The 16026-nt window shown below is 56.7% G+C and carries 19 protein-coding genes; 18 read left to right on the top strand and 1 reads right to left on the bottom strand.

The annotated features are described in order from the left end of the window. Nucleotides 1–180: 180 nt before the first annotated feature. On the bottom strand, nt 181–561 hold the full coding sequence (locus ACT3RR_RS21405) for a hypothetical protein (protein ID WP_441656169.1): 381 nt from the start codon (nt 559–561) through the stop codon (nt 181–183). 275 nt (nt 562–836) lie between these two features. Here ACT3RR_RS21405 and ACT3RR_RS21400 point away from each other — a divergent pair, with 275 nt between their 5' ends. From ACT3RR_RS21400 to dkgB, 18 genes are all read left to right on the top strand, one after another. After that, nucleotides 837–1553, top strand: a complete 717-nt coding sequence (locus ACT3RR_RS21400) for a beta-ketoacyl synthase chain length factor (protein ID WP_496201090.1) — start codon at nt 837–839, stop codon at nt 1551–1553. Then, complete coding sequence (locus ACT3RR_RS21395; protein WP_353501109.1) at nt 1550–2329, top strand: lysophospholipid acyltransferase family protein; 780 nt, start codon at nt 1550–1552, stop codon at nt 2327–2329. The genes ACT3RR_RS21400 and ACT3RR_RS21395 overlap by 4 nt, the downstream gene beginning before the upstream one ends. Before the next feature lie 25 nt (nt 2330–2354). Beyond that, entirely contained in the window at nt 2355–2612 is a 258-nt protein-coding gene (locus ACT3RR_RS21390; protein WP_496201089.1) for a phosphopantetheine-binding protein, read from the top strand. A gap of 9 nt (nt 2613–2621) precedes the next feature. Further along, on the top strand, nt 2622–2876 hold the full coding sequence (locus ACT3RR_RS21385; protein ID WP_353501111.1) for an acyl carrier protein: 255 nt from the start codon (nt 2622–2624) through the stop codon (nt 2874–2876). Then, nucleotides 2830–3447, top strand: coding sequence for a COG4648 family protein (locus tag ACT3RR_RS21380; protein ID WP_353501112.1), 618 nt, complete (start codon nt 2830–2832; stop codon nt 3445–3447). The genes ACT3RR_RS21385 and ACT3RR_RS21380 overlap by 47 nt, the downstream gene beginning before the upstream one ends. Continuing rightward, nucleotides 3414–4802, top strand: a complete 1389-nt coding sequence (locus ACT3RR_RS21375) for an AMP-binding protein (protein WP_496201088.1) — start codon at nt 3414–3416, stop codon at nt 4800–4802. The genes ACT3RR_RS21380 and ACT3RR_RS21375 overlap by 34 nt, the downstream gene beginning before the upstream one ends. Then, nucleotides 4799–5140, top strand: a complete 342-nt coding sequence (locus ACT3RR_RS21370; protein WP_353501114.1) for an ApeI family dehydratase — start codon at nt 4799–4801, stop codon at nt 5138–5140. The genes ACT3RR_RS21375 and ACT3RR_RS21370 overlap by 4 nt, the downstream gene beginning before the upstream one ends. Further along, entirely contained in the window at nt 5131–6858 is a 1728-nt protein-coding gene (locus tag ACT3RR_RS21365) for a glycosyltransferase family 2 protein (RefSeq protein WP_496201087.1), read from the top strand. The genes ACT3RR_RS21370 and ACT3RR_RS21365 overlap by 10 nt, the downstream gene beginning before the upstream one ends. Nucleotide 6859: 1 nt before the next feature. Next, on the top strand, nt 6860–7303 hold the full coding sequence (locus ACT3RR_RS21360) for an acyl-CoA thioesterase (RefSeq protein ID WP_353501116.1): 444 nt from the start codon (nt 6860–6862) through the stop codon (nt 7301–7303). Next, nucleotides 7300–7905 carry an outer membrane lipoprotein carrier protein LolA gene (locus ACT3RR_RS21355; RefSeq protein WP_496201086.1) on the top strand — a complete coding sequence of 202 codons (606 nt, stop codon included), beginning with the start codon at nt 7300–7302 and terminating at the stop codon, nt 7903–7905. The genes ACT3RR_RS21360 and ACT3RR_RS21355 overlap by 4 nt, the downstream gene beginning before the upstream one ends. Next, nucleotides 7895–10201 carry an MMPL family transporter gene (locus tag ACT3RR_RS21350; protein WP_496201085.1) on the top strand — a complete coding sequence of 769 codons (2307 nt, stop codon included), beginning with the start codon at nt 7895–7897 and terminating at the stop codon, nt 10199–10201. The genes ACT3RR_RS21355 and ACT3RR_RS21350 overlap by 11 nt, the downstream gene beginning before the upstream one ends. Then, nucleotides 10198–10764, top strand: coding sequence for a DUF3261 domain-containing protein (locus tag ACT3RR_RS21345; protein ID WP_353501119.1), 567 nt, complete (start codon nt 10198–10200; stop codon nt 10762–10764). Before ACT3RR_RS21350 ends, ACT3RR_RS21345 begins: the two co-directional genes overlap by 4 nt. Before the next feature lies 1 nt (nt 10765). Beyond that, nucleotides 10766–11938: a beta-ketoacyl-[acyl-carrier-protein] synthase family protein gene (locus ACT3RR_RS21340; RefSeq protein ID WP_496201091.1), complete on the top strand. Its 1173-nt coding sequence runs from the start codon at nt 10766–10768 to the stop codon at nt 11936–11938. Further along, the gene (locus ACT3RR_RS21335) at nt 11935–12423 is read left to right on the top strand and encodes an ApeP family dehydratase (RefSeq protein WP_496201084.1); all 489 of its coding nucleotides are present in this window, start codon (nt 11935–11937) and stop codon (nt 12421–12423) included. Before ACT3RR_RS21340 ends, ACT3RR_RS21335 begins: the two co-directional genes overlap by 4 nt. Continuing rightward, the gene (locus ACT3RR_RS21330) at nt 12420–13151 is read left to right on the top strand and encodes a 3-ketoacyl-ACP reductase FabG2 (protein ID WP_496201083.1); all 732 of its coding nucleotides are present in this window, start codon (nt 12420–12422) and stop codon (nt 13149–13151) included. Before ACT3RR_RS21335 ends, ACT3RR_RS21330 begins: the two co-directional genes overlap by 4 nt. Then, nucleotides 13148–14377 (top strand): beta-ketoacyl-ACP synthase, encoded by a 1230-nt coding sequence (locus ACT3RR_RS21325; protein WP_496201082.1) that lies wholly within the window; start codon nt 13148–13150, stop codon nt 14375–14377. Before ACT3RR_RS21330 ends, ACT3RR_RS21325 begins: the two co-directional genes overlap by 4 nt. A 2-nt stretch (nt 14378–14379) precedes the next feature. Beyond that, nucleotides 14380–15063, top strand: a complete 684-nt coding sequence (locus ACT3RR_RS21320; protein ID WP_496201081.1) for a 4'-phosphopantetheinyl transferase family protein — start codon at nt 14380–14382, stop codon at nt 15061–15063. 129 nt (nt 15064–15192) lie between these two features. Further along, nucleotides 15193–15996, top strand: coding sequence for a 2,5-didehydrogluconate reductase DkgB (gene dkgB, locus ACT3RR_RS21315; RefSeq protein ID WP_496201080.1), 804 nt, complete (start codon nt 15193–15195; stop codon nt 15994–15996). The last annotated feature ends 30 nt before the right edge of the window (nt 15997–16026 follow it).

Below are 16026 nucleotides of genomic sequence, written 5' to 3'. Positions count from 1 at the left end.
GCATAACCCTGAATCGAAAGATTCAGGGTTTTTTGCATTTAGATTCTTACAACTATCCATGTTTAATTAATCTAATTCTCCAAATTCCGCATTAAATATCGCTTCAGGTTACCTTCAAACAATAAAAAGTAGATACCCTATATAGAATATCTACTTATGAATACTTTAGGTTTATTGATTTTATTGAACCGCTAACTGGATCTTGATGTCTTTATCGAGATTGGCAATCCAGCGATTATAATTATTGTGGATCATGCCATTTTTAGCATTTAAGTTAGTGCTATCCACATATTGAATACTATATTGCGTTGATGAGTAATTGATTTTTATATGAGTGCTGAAATCACGTTTAGCCAATTTTGCATCAATAACGCCATCCTGCACTGGGGTCATTGACCAGCCGCGCTGTGCGCCTGCGATGAGAATCGCCTTGCGCACCTGCTCCAGAGAGTGTTGCAGAGCAATAGTTTCTCTTACGTTATGAATTGGCGTAAGGGTTGAGCAGCCGCTGAGCAAACACGCGACGACAACCGACGCTAAAATTGTATTAGAATATTTCATAATTTATTCTCGTTAAATTATTAGAAACTCTATTGAGAGTTAATTTTTTGCTGTGTTGACCGATACCTACTAATACTAAATAGTTAATGAGAATAATTAAAACAGCTCATTACCATTTTCGTTTGGCTAAAGTTAACAACCTTAAACAATCATTCAACCTTTTCGGCTTATTCCGGTATTTCAGCTGTTTTGACCTATTGTGCTAATTTACAGATGAAACTTGTCAGGTTATATAATAAAGTTCCGACCTCCGAAATGTTGAGATGCAGAAGTGTATGAAATACTCATTAGATATCCTGGACTGGCAGGCAGTTGCGCCTGGTCTACGCTCTAAACAGCAGTGGAATCAATGGGCATCGCATGAGTCTGCACCAGGTTTTACTCAAACTTTAGAGAAAAGCCCGCTGATCCCCATGATGTCTGAGCGACGGATGAGTCCACCGAGCCGCGCAGCCGTTGAGGCGGGTCTAACACTACTCGAAACTCATCAGGTAGATGCTGCAATTTTTACCAGCCAGCACGGTGAATTGGAGAAAACATTTAAAATTCTGCAAACCCTGTCGCGAGAAGGGGAGGTATCGCCAACCGATTTCTCCACCTCGGTTCATAATACGGCGGCAGGTTGGTTGACCATTATTAGTAAAAAAGCCTTACCTATCACTTCTCTGGCTGCCGGGCTAGATAGCTTCCAACAGGGGATGTTAGAAGCACAGGCCATGCTACTTACCGGTATGGAGCGCGTGCTGCTTATTGATTTTGACGGTCTGGTTCCTGACCTCTACTCACCGCCAAGTGGAGAGCCTTTCTATCCTTACGCCGTGGCGCTATTGCTGGCAAAAGGGGATGTTTTCAGTTGCCAATGGCAGGGGAGTGACCATGGGGATGAGGCACTGCCGCAAAGTTTGCAGTTTTTACGCTATTGGCTGCGCGATCAGAACGAATTTTGGGTTAACGCGGGCGCTCATCGCTGGGCTTGGAAGCGCCGCTCGTGAATGAAACTTATCAGAAAGCACATTGGCTAAATCGCGTTTGGCGCTGGACAGCCACCGGCTTCTTTTTTGGCATTTTCGGAATTGGCGGATTAGCACTCTCCCTGATCTGGTTTAGTCTGTTGCGGCTATTTATCCGCCAGCCTGAGAAATTGCATCGCCTGACGCTGCAGAGCATCCGCTACAGCTTCCGCTTCTTCTTGAGCGCGCTGCGTGGCGTTGGCGTGTTGGACTATCGCTTTATCGGCATTGAGAAGTTTGAGCAGGACGCCGGATGCCTAGTGGTTGCTAATCACCCCAGCCTGCTTGATTACGTGTTCCTTGCGTCCTGCATGCCGCGCTGTGATTGCATTGTGAAACAGGCTTTGTTGAGTAATCCGTTTGTTCGCGGCGTGATCCGCGCAGCTGGCTATCTGGTTAATGCCGGTTCGGAGGAGTTGATGTTAGCCTGCGAAGCGCGTTTAAAGATGGGGGGCACGCTGTTGGTGTTCCCGGAAGGGACGCGAACCGTTGTCGGGAAGCCGATGGCGTTGCAGCGAGGCGCCGCCAATATCGCGCTCAGAGCACATTGTGATATCAGGGTGGTGCGTATCTCCTGTACCCCGCCCATGCTGACCAAACAGGGCAAATGGTATAACATTCCGCCGACTAAACCGCAGTTCATTATTTCTGTAGAAAACAAGTTCAGTGCCGATAAGTTCATTGATGAACACGACCTTTCTCCTGCTTTGGCAGCGAGACGTTTGACGCACCATTTACGGTCAGAGTTGACGCGGTAGTCATTAAAATAACGAGAAATAAGTCATGGTTCCTTTAAGTAACGAAATCAAACTCCTCATTATTGAGACATTGAATCTCGAGGGGATGACCCCTGAGGAGATCGACACCGCTTCGCCGCTGTTTGGTCACGGTCTGGGACTGGACTCCATTGATGCTTTAGAACTTGGGTTAGCTTTAAAGAATAAGTATGGATTGGTTCTCTCTGCAGAGAGTCAGGAAATGCGCGCGCATTTTTATTCGGTAGAGACCCTCGCTAAATTTATTTCTGAACAGCGTGGTTGAGAGAGACGTATGCAGAAGCAAGAGATTTATCAAGAAATTAGAGTACTGCTGGTGAAACTGTTCGAGCTTGATGAAGATGATATCAAGCCAGAATCAAGACTGTATGAAGATCTGGATTTGGACAGCATCGATGCGGTCGATCTCATCGTGCATTTGCAGAAAACCACGGGTCGAAAAATCAAACCTGAGATGTTTAAGTCGGTGCGCACCGTCCAGGATGTGGTTGACGCCATCGGCCAACTGCTCGAATCAGAACCGCAGTAAGAGAGTGTCGCGACTGATTCGAGCCAGCCAGTGGCTGTTGCCGCTAGTCATTTTGGCTTATCCCTTTGCCGTTTGGTTGGGAATTAAGCACGCAGGCATAGCAGTTCTGGCCCCTATTTTAATCGTGGTTTTTATTCTGCGGCTGATCACTTTTCGCGGGAAACTGAGCCAGCTGGCGTTTTTGGGCAAAGCGATTGCGGCGGTGGGCATCCTGCTGGCGCTTTCGAGCTGGGTGCTGAATAAGAGTCAGATGCTGCTCTACTACCCGGTCGCGGTGAATGCATTACTGTTTATATTGTTTTTCTCCTCTCTGTTTTATACGCCAACAATTATCGAACGACTTGCTCGTTTGAGTGAGCCGGATTTACCGCCAAGGGGCATCGCTTATACGCGAAAAGTCACCCAGACTTGGTGTGTGTTTTTTATTTTTAACGGTGCATTCGCGCTTTATACCTGTTTGCGCGGGGACCTTGCGCTATGGACGTTTTACAACGGCGGGTTAAGTTATCTGCTGATTGGCTTATTGATGAGTGTTGAATGGATAGTCAGAAAAAGGGTGCGGCGCGACTAACTTTGCCAATATCAGGCTGGCTGTCAGCAGAGCGGCCAGATGACCAACGGGTGGCCTGGTCCAAAAGCCGCGAATGGCAGGTAAAAGATTTGCGGCTTGATGTGCTTCATCTCGTCAATCAAATCAGCGCCACGACGGCGGCAAGATGGGCGCTCTGCTTTGATAGCCCTTACGCCTTTACCGCCGCTCTGCTGGCTGTGCTCTACTGCGGGCGAACGCCGATTTTACCCGGCCATTGTCGTCAGGCGGTGCTGCGCGAGATGCAGCCTGAGTTCGACGCACTGCTTACTGACCAGCCCCTCGAACTGAATTGCCCGACGCTGTACTTTCCTTTCGACTCTCAACCGCCACCATCGCCTGAATCACTCGCTCTGCCGCCGTGGCAGGAGGGGCTGTCGGTGGTGCTTTTTACCTCAGGCTCGACGGGAACGCCGCAAAAAGTGGTGAAAACCCTTGCCAGCCTTGAGCAAGAAGCTGAGTGGCTGGCTCAGTGCTGGCAAGAATTCCCGACTAACGCTCGACTGGCCGCCACGGTGGCGCATCACCATATGTACGGGCTGACATTCAGTCTGATTCTGCCTCTGTCGCTGGGGTTGCCGATTTACGCTAGCCGAATCGAATACCACGAGCAGCTGATTGAGTTGGCCCATGGCGGCGATCTGGTGCTGATTGCCAGCCCGGCCTTCTTGCAAAGGCTTGACCCCGCGCTGCCTGCTACCCACTGCCGGCAGGTATTCTCTGCGGGTGGCCCACTGAGTTATGACGCCGCCCAGCGCGCTCTGAGCCAATGCGGCGTGCTGCCGACAGAGATTTACGGCACCACGGAAACCGGCATTCTCGCCCAGCGCCAGCAACAGGTGCCCAATTCGCCGTGGGAGCTATTTGCCGGCGTCACTTTGGTTGGCCATGATGAGGGCGGCCATTCGGCACTATCGGCATTGATCCCGCAGCCCAAAGGCGTGCGGCTGAACGATAATATTAAGCTGCTGGCCGATCCGCGCCAGTTTCACCTTGGCGATCGTCAGGATCGGGTGATTAAGATTGCCGAGCAGCGTATTTCGCTGACTGAAGTAGAGCTACGTTTGCAGGGGCTGGAGTGGCTGTCAGATGCCAGCGTGCTGGTGTTCCAGAAGCGCGGGCGGGATCACGTCGCGGCGCTGATTGTGCTGAGTTCAGCCGGGCAGCAGCAATTAGGCAGCTTGGGGCTGGCCGCATTTCAGGCTGCGCTGCATCAGCAACTGCGCGCTTGGCTTTCCCCGGTCGCCATTCCACGGCTTTGGCGAATCGCGCCTTCCATCCCGCTCAATGCCCAAGGAAAACGGGCCTATGCGGAAATACAGGAAATGTTTTTATGATGATGCCAGAGGTGCTTCACTCTCAACGCGAGGCAGATGTCCTGACCCTCACTCTGCGCCTACAGCCTGAGCTGCTGTGGTTCGAAGGTCATTTTCCCGAGTTGTCGATTCTGCCCGGCGTCGCGCAGGTGAACTGGGTGATGGCCTTTGCCCGCCAAGATTTCCCGCAGATGGGAACCTTTGGCGGCATGGAAGTACTCAAATTCCAGAAGCCGCTATTTCCTAACGAACAGGTTGAGCTGCGCATCGAATGGTTGAAAGAGAAGCAGCGTCTGGCGTTTAGCTATCAGGCTGCACAGCAGGCGGCGAGCAGCGGGAAAGTGATTTTATGTCCTTAACCGCCGCCGATTTCCGCCCCTGCATCATTATTCCCTGTTTCAATCATGGCCCGATGATGGCGGGCGTGTTGGCGCGTCTGGAGAAATTCAACCTGCCTTGTCTTATCATTGATGACGGCAGCGAACCCGCCACGGCGCTGGAGTTACGGCGTTTATCCGCCGAGCTGCCTCAGGTTTCACTAACGCGCCTGATTGAGAATCAGGGCAAGGGGGCGGCGGTCATCGCGGCGTTAAAACAGGCTTCAGCTTTGAATTACACCCACGCGGTACAGGTGGATGCCGACGGGCAGCACCAGTTGGAGGATCTCCCAACGATGCTCGCCGAGGCGCAAAAATACCCGGATACGCTTATCTCCGGCCAGCCAATCTATGATGAGTCGGTGCCGAAATCCCGTCTATACGGCCGCTATGTCACCCATGTTTGGGTATGGATTGAAACGCTGTCGCTGTCGCTGAAAGACAGCATGTGCGGCTTTCGCGTTTACCCGCTGGCCCCTTGTCTTGAGCTAATACAGCGCCATCGGCTGGGTGAGCGAATGGATTTCGACACCGAAATCATGGTTCGTCTCTATTGGCAGGGGACGCGCAGCCGTTTCTTGCCGACCCGCGTGACTTATCCGCAGGACGGCCTTTCGCACTTTGACGCCCTGAAAGACAACCTGCGCATTTCGTGGATGCACACCCGCCTGTTCTTCGGCATGTTGCCGCGCATCCCCCGGCTACTTCGAATGCAGCGTAAAGTGACTGCTAACTCACACTGGTCGCAAACCCCCGAGCGGCAAGGGCTGTGGGGCATCCGGCTGATGCTCAAGGTCTATCAGCTGCTGGGGCGCAGAGCCTTTGAGCTGCTGCTCTATCCGGTGATTGGCTATTTCTGGCTGACCGGGCGAACCCAGCGTCAGGCCTCGCAACACTACTTGCGCCGCGTGGCGCGCTATGCCGAGCTGCATCAGCACCGCTTGCCTTATCAACTGAGCAGCTTCCGCCATTTCCTACGTTTCGGCGACGCCATGCTGAATAAACTCGCCAGCTGGCGCGGCGATACGGTGCTCGGCCACAACGCCGTGATGGTTAATCGTGAACTTTGCGAAGCGCAGATCGCCTCCGGTCGCGGGACGCTGATCCTTGCTTCCCATCTTGGCGATATTGAATCCTGCCGCGCGCTGGGCGAGCTCAATCACAATGTGAAGGTCAACGCGCTGGTATTTACTCAGCACGCCGAGCGCTTCAATCAGATCATGAAAGAGGTCAATCCGCAGGCCAAAATCAATCTGATCCAAGTCTCGACCCTTGGCCCGGATACCGCCGTGATGCTGAAAAGCAAGCTGGAAGCGGGAGAATGGGTGGCCATCGTCGGCGACCGAACTTCCGCCGGGCAGCATGCTCGCGGAGAAGCGCCTCGGGTAGTGCGCAGCCGTTTTCTTGGCGAACTCGCCACTTTCCCGCAGGGGCCGTTTATTCTGGCTTCCGCCCTGAAAGTGCCGGTGTTCCTGATGTTCGGCCTGAAGCAGAACCAGCAGCTACATATCTATTTTGAAGCCTTTGCCGACCCTCTCTTACTGCCGCGCAATGAGCGCCAGCAGAGTCTTCAGGCGGCAGTGGATCACTACGCGCAGCGGCTGGAGCACTATTGCCTGCTGGCGCCGCACGACTGGTTTAACTTTTTTGATTTTTGGCAGCCGCCGCAGGTGGATGCTGCACAACGGGACCCAGACTGATATGCCTTCGAAACTCGATCCGCGCTTTGACGACCCGCGTTTTAGCACCCGCGTAGAGATATCCATTCCTTTCCATGATGCTGATGCCATGGGCGTAGTGTGGCACGGCAACTATTTTCGCTATCTCGAAATCGCTCGCGAGCAGCTGCTGAAGCAGTTTGATTATGGCTACCGGCAGATGCAGGCTTCGGGCTATGTGTGGCCGATTGTCGACACGCGGGTGAAGTACATTGCGCCGCTGCTGTTTGAACAGCGCGTTGAGGTGCATGCTCAGCTGGAAGAGATTGAAAACCGCCTGCGCATTGGCTACCAGATTTTTGACTGCGCCACCGGCAAACGCACCACCACCGGCTACACCATTCAGGTGGCGGTAGATGCCGAAACCAACGAGATGTGTTTCGTCTCGCCACAGGTTCTGTTCGACAAAACGGGGATCGCGCTGTGAAAACTATACTGCTTTTTTGCCTGAGCTTGTTCAGTCTGGCCTCCCACGCCGTGACCTTGGAAGAGTTGCAGCAGCGTTTTAGCCAGCAGCCGGTGCTGCGCGCCCAGTTCGAGCAGCAGCGCAGCATCAGCGGCATGAGCCAGCCGTTGAAATCCAGCGGCAACTTACTGATTGCGCAGAAAAATGGCCTGTGGTGGCAACAGGAGAAGCCTTTCAGCCTGACGCTACTGATAACCGAAAACCGCATGGTGCAGACCATGCAGGACCAGCCGCCGCAGGTGGTAACGGCGGACAACAACCCGCAGATGTTCCAGTTTAACTCGCTGCTGACCGCCCTGTTCCACGCTGACCGGCAGGCTTTGCAGCAGAACTTTAAACTTGATTTTAGCGATAAAGGGCAGGGCGCTTGGCAGTTGACCCTGACGCCGACCACCACGCCGCTCAATCGCCTGTTCCGCAACCTGCATCTGAAGGGCAGCGCCTTTCTGGATAATATAGAAATCAATGACATGCAGGGCGATGTCACCCGCATTCGCTTCTTCAATCAGCAAACCCAACCGGCGACGCTGACCACGGCGGAGCAGGCCCACTTTGGCGCCTAACCTTCACCGCAGGCTGGCGCAGGGCTGGCTGCTGATTTGCCTGCTGCTGGTGGCCGCGCTGGTGGTTATTCTGCCGCGCAGCCAGATTAACAGCAGCGTGCTGGCACTGCTGCCCAAGCAGCAGCTAGCGGGCGTGCCGGATGCGTTATCTCGCGGCTTTAGCCAGCGGCTGGACCGGCAGCTGGTGTGGCTGGTCAGCCCGCCGCAGACGGCCGGAACCGCGCCGTTAGATGACTGGCTGGCACGCCTGCGCCGACTGCCCGCGTTGGGCGAGGTGCAGGGGCCGATGAGTGCCGAGCAGCAGCAAGCCTGGGGGGCGTTTTTCTACGCCCATCGCAACGCCATGCTGGACGACGCCACGCGCCAGCGGCTGACATCGGGGTCGCAGGCCCAAAGCCAGTGGATCTTGGGGCAGGTCTATTCCGCTTTCGCCGGGGTCAGTGGTAAAGAGTTGAATCACGACCCCTTGCTGTTGGTGCGCGCTTCGCAAATGGCGCAGCAGCAGAACAGCGCGGGCATGAGCCTCGACGACGGCTGGCTGGTGGCCACCGACAAGCAGGGGCGCCGCTGGTATCTGTTGCACGGCGAGTTGAAAGCTTCTTCCTATGACATCACCAGCGGCAGGCAGGTGGTCGCCGCGCTGGAGGCGCAAAAGCAGGTGTTCGAGCAGCAGTGGCCGGGTGCCAAAGTGCTGGAGCGCGGCACGGTGTTCTATAGCGATTACGCCAGCCATCAGGCTGAGCGTGATATTTCCACCATTGGGCTGGCCTCGGTGATTGGCGTCTTCGCGCTGATCCTGCTGATGTTCCGTTCGATCCTGCCGATGCTGCTCAGCCTGCTGTCGATCGCCATTGGCGCGCTAAGCGGCACGGTGGTGACTCTGTGGGTGTTCGGCGAAATCCATATCATGACGCTGGTGCTGAGTGCCAGCATTGTCGGCATCTCAGCCGACTACACGCTCTATTTCCTCACCGAGCGGCGAGTACACGGCGCGGAGAATTCGCCGCTGGAGAGCCTGAAAAAACTCTTTCCGGCGCTCTCTGTCGCCTTGCTCACCACGGTGGCGGCCTATCTGATGCTGCTGATCGCGCCATTCCCCGGTTTGCAGCAGTTGGCAGTGTTTGCCGCCGCTGGCCTGAGCGCCGCCTGCATTACCGTCATGTGCTGGTACCCCTATTTATCGCGCAATCTGCCGGTCGGCACCACGCCGGGGCTGGGGGTGATCCTGCGCTGGCTGCACGCCTGGCGCAGCCGTAAAGCTATTCGCGTTGGGCTACCGCTGCTGTGTGCCGCGCTGGCGCTGGGTGGATTAGCGCGTCTGCATATCAATGATGACATTGCCGACCTGCAAGCCTTGCCCGCCGACCTGCAACAGCAGGAGCAGCAGATGGCGGCGCTGACTGGGCAAACTAACGATCAGAAATGGCTGGTGGTTTACGGTGAAAACGCCGAGCAGGCCCTACAGCGGCTGGAGAAGCTGCGCCCGGCATTGGCAAAAGCCAAAGCGCAGGGCTGGATCGACGGCTATCGCGCCATTGGTCTGCCTTCGCTGCATCAGCAACAGCAGGATTTGGATCTGCTGCGCCGTCAGGCTCCGCAGGTAGTAACTCAGTTACAACAAGCGGGGATCGCCTTACCGGCGGCGGATCTCAGCGATCGGTTTGTCACGCCGCAGGCGTGGCTGGACAGCGAGGTCAGCCAGGGCTGGCGGCTGTTGTGGCTGTCACTGCCCGACGGGCGCAGCGCCACGCTGGTGCCGGTCAACGGCGTGCATAACGGCGCGGCCATGGCTCAGTTGGCGAAAGAGTTTGCCGGAACCGGCTGGGTGGAGCGCAAAACCGAGTTCAGCCAGCTGTTCTCCGAGTATCGCGTCTACCTCTCTTATCTGCTGGGGCTGGCGGTGCTGTTCATCGCCGCCATCTATCTGTGGCGCTATCGCCTGCCGCACGGCCTGATCTGCCTGGTGCCGACTTTGCTGTCTCTGGCGATGGGCGTCGCGGCGCTGGGCTACAGCGGCCATAACCTCAACCTGTTTTCACTGCTGGCCTTGGTGTTGGTGCTCGGCATTGGCATCAACTACACGCTGTTCTTTACCAATCCGCGCGGCACGCCGACCACCTCCATGTTCGCCATCTTTATGGCGGTGGTTACTACGCTGCTGACGTTCGGCATGCTGGTGTTCAGCTCGACTCAGGCGATCAGCAGTTTTGGCATTGTGTTGAGCTGCGGCATTTTGACCGCCTTTCTGCTGTCGCCGCTCACCCTGCCGGTCAAAAAAAGAGGAAGAAAAAAATGAGCCGAATGCTAACGGCCTTGATGGTGCTGTTGCTCAGTGCCTGTGCCTCACAGCCCAGACCGGATGAAACCGCGCAGGCGTGGCTGAAACCCGGCGTGCGGGTAGCTCTGCCGACGCCGGAGTTTGCCAAGCCCTTCAATCAGCAGCAGTTATTGACCGCCACGGTTGACGGCAAGCAGCAATCTTTGCTGGTGCTGGTGAGCGCCGACGGCAAGTCGCTACAGATTGCCGGGCTTTCTCCTTTGGGCATCCGCCTATTTAAAGCCACCTACGACGCGCAGGGGATCCACACCGAGCAGGCAATGAAAATCGCCCAACTCCCTCCTGCTAATCAAGTTCTGGCCGATATCATGTTCTGCTACTGGCCGGTGAGTCGCTGGCAGCCGTTGCTACCGGCGGGTTGGACGCTGAAAGATCAGGGCGCGCGGCGGATTTTGGCAGACAATAAGGGTAACGAAATTACCCGCATCGACTATTTGCAGCGCGGCGCAGAGCGCCAGCCGGTGTCCATCACCCAGCGCGCTTTCCATTACCAGATAACCATTCAGAACGTGGATGACTAACATGATTTACTTCTCTGCCGTCGGGATGGTGAACGCGCTGGGTAATAATCTGCATGAGATTGCCGATAACCTCGCCCACGGCCGCGCGCCGGGCATGCTGCCGGACAGCCAGCAGCTGACCAGCAAACGGCAGATTTGGCTGGGGCAGGTCACCGCCGACTTGCCGCCAGTAACGGATGAATGGGTTGCACACCGCAGCCGCAACAATCAGCTGCTGCTGGCCACGCTGGCGCAGATTGAGCAGCCGGTTCATCAGGCGATTGCCAAGTATGGCCACCAGCGCATTGCGGTGATCATGGGCACCAGCACCTCGGGCATTGCCGAAGGGGAAGTGGCAGTCAGCCATCATCAACAGACCGGCGAACTGCCTGCGGATTATCACTACCAGCAGCAGGCGTTGGGCGACCCGGCGCAGTTTTTGGCAAGCTATTTAGGCACAGAAGGCCCGGCTTATACGCTGTCGACCGCCTGCTCCTCCAGCGCGCGGGCGATCATTAGCGGCCAGCGGCTGATTGCCGCCGGTCTGGCGGATGTCGCGCTGGTGGGCGGCGCGGACAGCTTGTGCCGCATGCCGATTAACGGCTTTAATAGCCTTGAGTCCTTGTCCCACGGTCGCTGTACGCCCTTTGCCGAGGGGCGCGACGGTATTAACATTGGCGAGGCGGCGGCGCTTATTCTGCTGACCCGTGAACCGGCAGATATCGCCCTGCTGGGCTTTGGCGAGTCTTCCGACGCCTGGCACATGTCCGCGCCGCACCCGGAGGGGGAGGGCGCAGAGCGGGCAATGCGCATGGCCTTGCAGCAGGCCGGAATGACGCCGGACGACGTGGGTTACATCAATTTGCACGGCACGGCGACGCCGCTGAACGATCGGGCCGAAGCCGCCGTGACCCATCGCCTGTTCGGCGACCGCGTGCCTTGCAGCTCCAGCAAGCATCTGACCGGGCATACATTGGGTGCCGCTGGGGCGACCGAGGCGGCGCTGAGCTGGCTGATCCTCAATCAAGATTTGCCTTTGCCGGCGCAGGATTTCTCCATGGCGGCCCGCGATGCGTCACTGCCGGAAATCGACTTAGTGCTGGCAGAACGGCGGCCTGCCCGCCCGGTTATCTTATCCAACTCATTTGCCTTTGGTGGCAACAATGCCTGCATTCTGATTGGGAGAGCGCCATGAGCCGTCACTACTTGCCCGCCAAGGATTATCTGCCCCACGCCGCGCCGATGGTGCTGATTGAAGAGGTGATCGACGTGGGCGAGGTCAGCGCGCATTGCCGCGTTAGGGTGGCGAAAACCGGCATTCTGGCGCCCTTTCTCACCCCAACGGGAACATTACCCGCGTGGTTTGCCATAGAGCTGATGGCGCAGACGGTGGGGGTGTGGAGCGGCTGGCACGGCAAGCAGCAAGGCACTGAGCCGAAGCTTGGCCTGTTGCTCGGCGGGCGCGGTTTGAAGTGCGCCGTGGCGGAGTTCGCCGCTGAGACTCTGTTAGATATTCGAGTAGAAATGATGTTGCGAGATGAAAAGCTCGCCAATTTTGAATGCGCCATTACGCTGGCAGGCGTCGAAAACGGACAGCAAGAGATCGCGCACGCGAGGCTGAACACTTATCAGCCCGACGCGGATGAAATAATAAAATTAACCCAGGGGATGCAGCAATGAGTCGTTCAGTATTGATTACTGGGGCGAGCAAGGGGATTGGCAAAGCGATTGCTGGCCAGTTAGCGCGGGACGGTTTTCAGGTGGTGATCCACTACCATCGCGACCGGGCCGGGGCGGAAGATACGCTGCGACAGGCGCTGGCGGCGGGCGGCGCAGGGAGAATTGTCAGCTTTGACGTCAGCAACCGCCAGCAGTGTCGGGAAGTGATTGAAGCCGATATCGCCGCGCACGGCGCCTATTACGGCGTGGTCAATAATGCCGGTATTACCCGCGATGGCGCTTTCCCCGCGCTGACTGACGAAGATTGGGACGGCGTGATCCATACCAATCTCGACAGCTTCTACAACGTGCTGCATCCGTGCGTGATGCCGATGATTGGCCTGCGGCAGGGCGGGCGCATTATTGCGCTCTCCTCGGTTTCCGGCGTGATTGGCAACCGTGGGCAGGTGAACTATAGCGCCGCCAAGGCGGGAATTATCGGCGCGTGCAAGGCGCTCTCCCTCGAACTGGCAAAACGCAAAATCACCGTTAACTGCATCGCGCCGGGCCTGATTGACACTGGCATCGTCGACATGGAACCGGCGGCAATGGACGTGGCGATGAGCATGATCCCGCTGAAACGCATGGGCAGCGCCGAGGAAGTCGCCGGACTTGCCAGCTATTTGATGTCGGATATCGCGGCCTACGTGACCCGCCAGGTGATTTCCATTAACGGAGGCATGGCATGAGTCATCGCGTGGTGGTAACCGGCATGCAGGGCGTGACCGCCTTTGGTAATAGCTGGAGCGAGGTTTCTGCTCGTTTGCAGCAGGGGCAAAACGCCGTGCGCCATATGGACGAATGGCTGGAGTATCAGGGGCTGAATACCCATCTTGGCGCGCCAATCGATGACTTTATTCTGCCCGCGCACTATACCCGCAAACGCATTCGCTCGATGGGGCGCGTGTCGCTGCTTTCCACCCGCGCCACTGAGCTGGCGCTGGAGCAGGCCGGGCTGCTGGACAACCCGGTGCTGACCAATGGCGACACCGGCATTGCCTATGGCTCTTCAACGGGCAGCACCAAGCCGGTGAGCGAGTTCGCCACCATGCTGACCGAAAAGCACACCAATAACATCACCGGTACTACCTATGTGCAGATGATGCCGCACACCACGGCGGTGAATACCGGGCTGTTCTTCGGCCTGCGCGGGCGGGTTATTCCAACTTCCAGCGCCTGCACCTCGGGCAGTCAGGCCATTGGCTACGCCTATGAGGCCATTAAGCACGGCTACCAGAAGGTGATGGTGGCAGGCGGCGCGGAGGAGCTTTGCCCGTCTGAGGCGGCGGTGTTCGATACGCTGTTTGCTACCAGCCAGCAAAACGACGCGCCACGGCTCTCCCCGCGTCCGTTCGACAAAGCGCGCGACGGGCTGGTGATTGGCGAAGGGGCGGGCACGCTGATTCTGGAATCGCTGGATCACGCGCTGGCCCGTGGCGCGACTATCTATGCAGAAATCATCGGCTTTGCCACTAACTGCGATGCGTCTCACATCACCCAGCCGCAAAAAGAGACCATGCAGATCTGTATGCAACAGGCATTGCAGCAGGCCGGACTGGCGGCGGCGGACATCGGCTATATCAGCGCCCACGGCACGGCCACCGAGCGCGGCGATATTGCTGAGAGTCAGGCTACGGCGGCGATCTTCGGCAATAAGACGCCGATCTCTTCGCTGAAAAGCTACTTCGGCCACACGCTGGGGGCCTGCGGATCGCTGGAAGCGTGGATGTCGCTGGAGATGATGCGCGAAGATCGCTTTGTGCCGACCATCAACCTGACTGATCCCGACCCCGAGTGCGGCGATTTGGATCACATCATGGGCGAATCGCGATATATCCAAACTGAGTTTATTCAGTCGAATAACTTTGCCTTTGGCGGCATTAACACTTCGCTGATTTTCAAACGCTGGCCTTAAACATGAGCCGCTGCCTGATTGCCACGGGTTATCTCAGCAGCCGGTTCGCGCCGGAGCTGCTGCCAGAGTCTGTGCTACAGCAGGCCGCTGGGATGGGAGAGGCGCGGCGTCTGGCGTTTCTGGGCGCGCGCGCCTTGCTGGCGACGGTGATGCGCGACCATTTTGGCTGTGGCAGATTGCCGGACATTCAGCCCGGCGCCAATGGCAAACCGGCTTTCTGCGACCCCGCGCTTCCGCACTTCTCTTTGAGCCATAGCCATCAGCACCTGCTGGTGGCGGTGTGCCCGTCTGACGAAGTGGGGTGTGATATCGAGGCGCTGCGCCCGCGCGCATCGATGGCAGAGCTGGCCCGCGAGGTTTTCAGCAACTTAGAAACCCAGTGGTTGCAAGAGCAGGGCGAACAGCTGACGGCGGCCTTCTGGCAGCTTTGGACCTTACGCGAAGCCTGTCTCAAGCAGCAGGGTGGCAGCGTGTGGCAAATGGCATCGGTGACAATCGACCCTTTGCGGCATCAGTTTTCCGCGCCATCGGCGGCTGGCCGGTTGATGAGTTGGATGAAGGCTGATTCGGCCATCGCGCTGGCCCTGCCGCCAGCCATTGAGCAGATTGACGCCTTCTCGGCAGGCCTTTCGGGCCAGCTTGCCCCTTGTTCTCCTTCATGGCTACCTTTCTCCCGCGCCGATTGATGCGTTAAAATCAAAAGTCTTCTGACCAAGCTGTCGTTTTTATCCATGAAACGGAAGTTCATACTCTCCCTCATACGATTTACCGGCTCGCCGGACTTACTTTAAATTCAGAAAGATAGAGAGAAAAATATGAGCATCCCTGCATTTGGTCTTGGCACATTCCGTTTGAAAGATGAAGTGGTTAAAGCGTCCGTTTCTACTGCGCTGGAACTGGGCTATCGTGCTGTTGATACCGCACAAATCTACGGCAACGAAGCCGCCGTGGGCGAAGCGATTGCCGACAGCGGCGTGGCGCGTCAGGACCTGTACATCACCACCAAGATTTGGGTGGAAAATCTGGGCGCGGAGCAGGTGATCGCCAGCCTGAAAGAGAGCCTGACCAAGCTGAAAACCGACTACGTTGACCTGACGCTGATCCACTGGCCGTCTCCGGGCAACGCGGTAAGCGTGGCAGAAACCATGCTCGCGCTGGTTGAAGCGAAGAAACTGGGCCTGACCCGTGAGATTGGTATCTCCAACTTCACCGTAGCGCTGATGCAAGAAGCCATTGACGCCGTTGGCGCAGAAGCCATCGCCACTAACCAAATCGAACTGTCTCCGTTCTTGCAGAACCAGACCGTGGTGGAATTTGCCCGTAAAAACGGCATCGCTATCACCTCTTACATGACGCTGGCCTACGGCGACGCACTGAAAGACGAAACCATTATCGCGATTGCGGCGCGTCACGACGCGACCCCTGCGCAAGTGGTGCTGGCATGGGCGCTGCAACTGGGTTACGCGGTCATTCCTTCTTCTACCAAGCGTGAAAACTTGGCAAGTAACCTGCTGGCGCAACAGTTGAAACTGACTGATGCCGATATGGCTGAGATTGCCAAGCTGGAACGCAATGGCCGTCTGGTTAGCCCGGAAGGTCTGGCGCCTGAGTGGGATTAATTCCTCAAAACAGTTTTAGTGTCTGGAAAA

The sequence above is a fragment of the Ewingella sp. AOP8-B2-18 genome (assembly GCF_052376015.1).
Taxonomy (GTDB): Bacteria; Pseudomonadota; Gammaproteobacteria; order Enterobacterales; family Enterobacteriaceae; genus Ewingella; species Ewingella allii.
The sequence above is the reverse complement of the archived record's forward strand: the minus strand, read 5'-3'. Positions and strand labels throughout refer to the sequence as shown.

Excerpts from the sequence above, each read along its gene's own strand:
- ACT3RR_RS21405 (WP_441656169.1), bottom strand. The coding sequence starts at position 561 with ATGAAATATTCTAATACAATTTTAGCGTCGGTTGTCGTCGCGTGTTTG.
- ACT3RR_RS21400 (WP_496201090.1), top strand. The coding sequence starts at position 837 with ATGAAATACTCATTAGATATCCTGGACTGGCAGGCAGTTGCGCCTGGT.
- ACT3RR_RS21390 (WP_496201089.1), top strand. The coding sequence starts at position 2,355 with ATGGTTCCTTTAAGTAACGAAATCAAACTCCTCATTATTGAGACATTG.
- ACT3RR_RS21385 (WP_353501111.1), top strand. The coding sequence starts at position 2,622 with ATGCAGAAGCAAGAGATTTATCAAGAAATTAGAGTACTGCTGGTGAAA.
- ACT3RR_RS21380 (WP_353501112.1), top strand. The coding sequence starts at position 2,830 with ATGTGGTTGACGCCATCGGCCAACTGCTCGAATCAGAACCGCAGTAAG.
- ACT3RR_RS21375 (WP_496201088.1), top strand. The coding sequence starts at position 3,414 with ATGGATAGTCAGAAAAAGGGTGCGGCGCGACTAACTTTGCCAATATCA.
- ACT3RR_RS21370 (WP_353501114.1), top strand. The coding sequence starts at position 4,799 with ATGATGATGCCAGAGGTGCTTCACTCTCAACGCGAGGCAGATGTCCTG.
- ACT3RR_RS21365 (WP_496201087.1), top strand. The coding sequence starts at position 5,131 with ATGTCCTTAACCGCCGCCGATTTCCGCCCCTGCATCATTATTCCCTGT.
- ACT3RR_RS21360 (WP_353501116.1), top strand. The coding sequence starts at position 6,860 with ATGCCTTCGAAACTCGATCCGCGCTTTGACGACCCGCGTTTTAGCACC.
- ACT3RR_RS21345 (WP_353501119.1), top strand. The coding sequence starts at position 10,198 with ATGAGCCGAATGCTAACGGCCTTGATGGTGCTGTTGCTCAGTGCCTGT.
- ACT3RR_RS21340 (WP_496201091.1), top strand. The coding sequence starts at position 10,766 with ATGATTTACTTCTCTGCCGTCGGGATGGTGAACGCGCTGGGTAATAAT.
- ACT3RR_RS21335 (WP_496201084.1), top strand. The coding sequence starts at position 11,935 with ATGAGCCGTCACTACTTGCCCGCCAAGGATTATCTGCCCCACGCCGCG.
- ACT3RR_RS21330 (WP_496201083.1), top strand. The coding sequence starts at position 12,420 with ATGAGTCGTTCAGTATTGATTACTGGGGCGAGCAAGGGGATTGGCAAA.
- ACT3RR_RS21325 (WP_496201082.1), top strand. The coding sequence starts at position 13,148 with ATGAGTCATCGCGTGGTGGTAACCGGCATGCAGGGCGTGACCGCCTTT.
- ACT3RR_RS21320 (WP_496201081.1), top strand. The coding sequence starts at position 14,380 with ATGAGCCGCTGCCTGATTGCCACGGGTTATCTCAGCAGCCGGTTCGCG.
- dkgB (WP_496201080.1), top strand. The coding sequence starts at position 15,193 with ATGAGCATCCCTGCATTTGGTCTTGGCACATTCCGTTTGAAAGATGAA.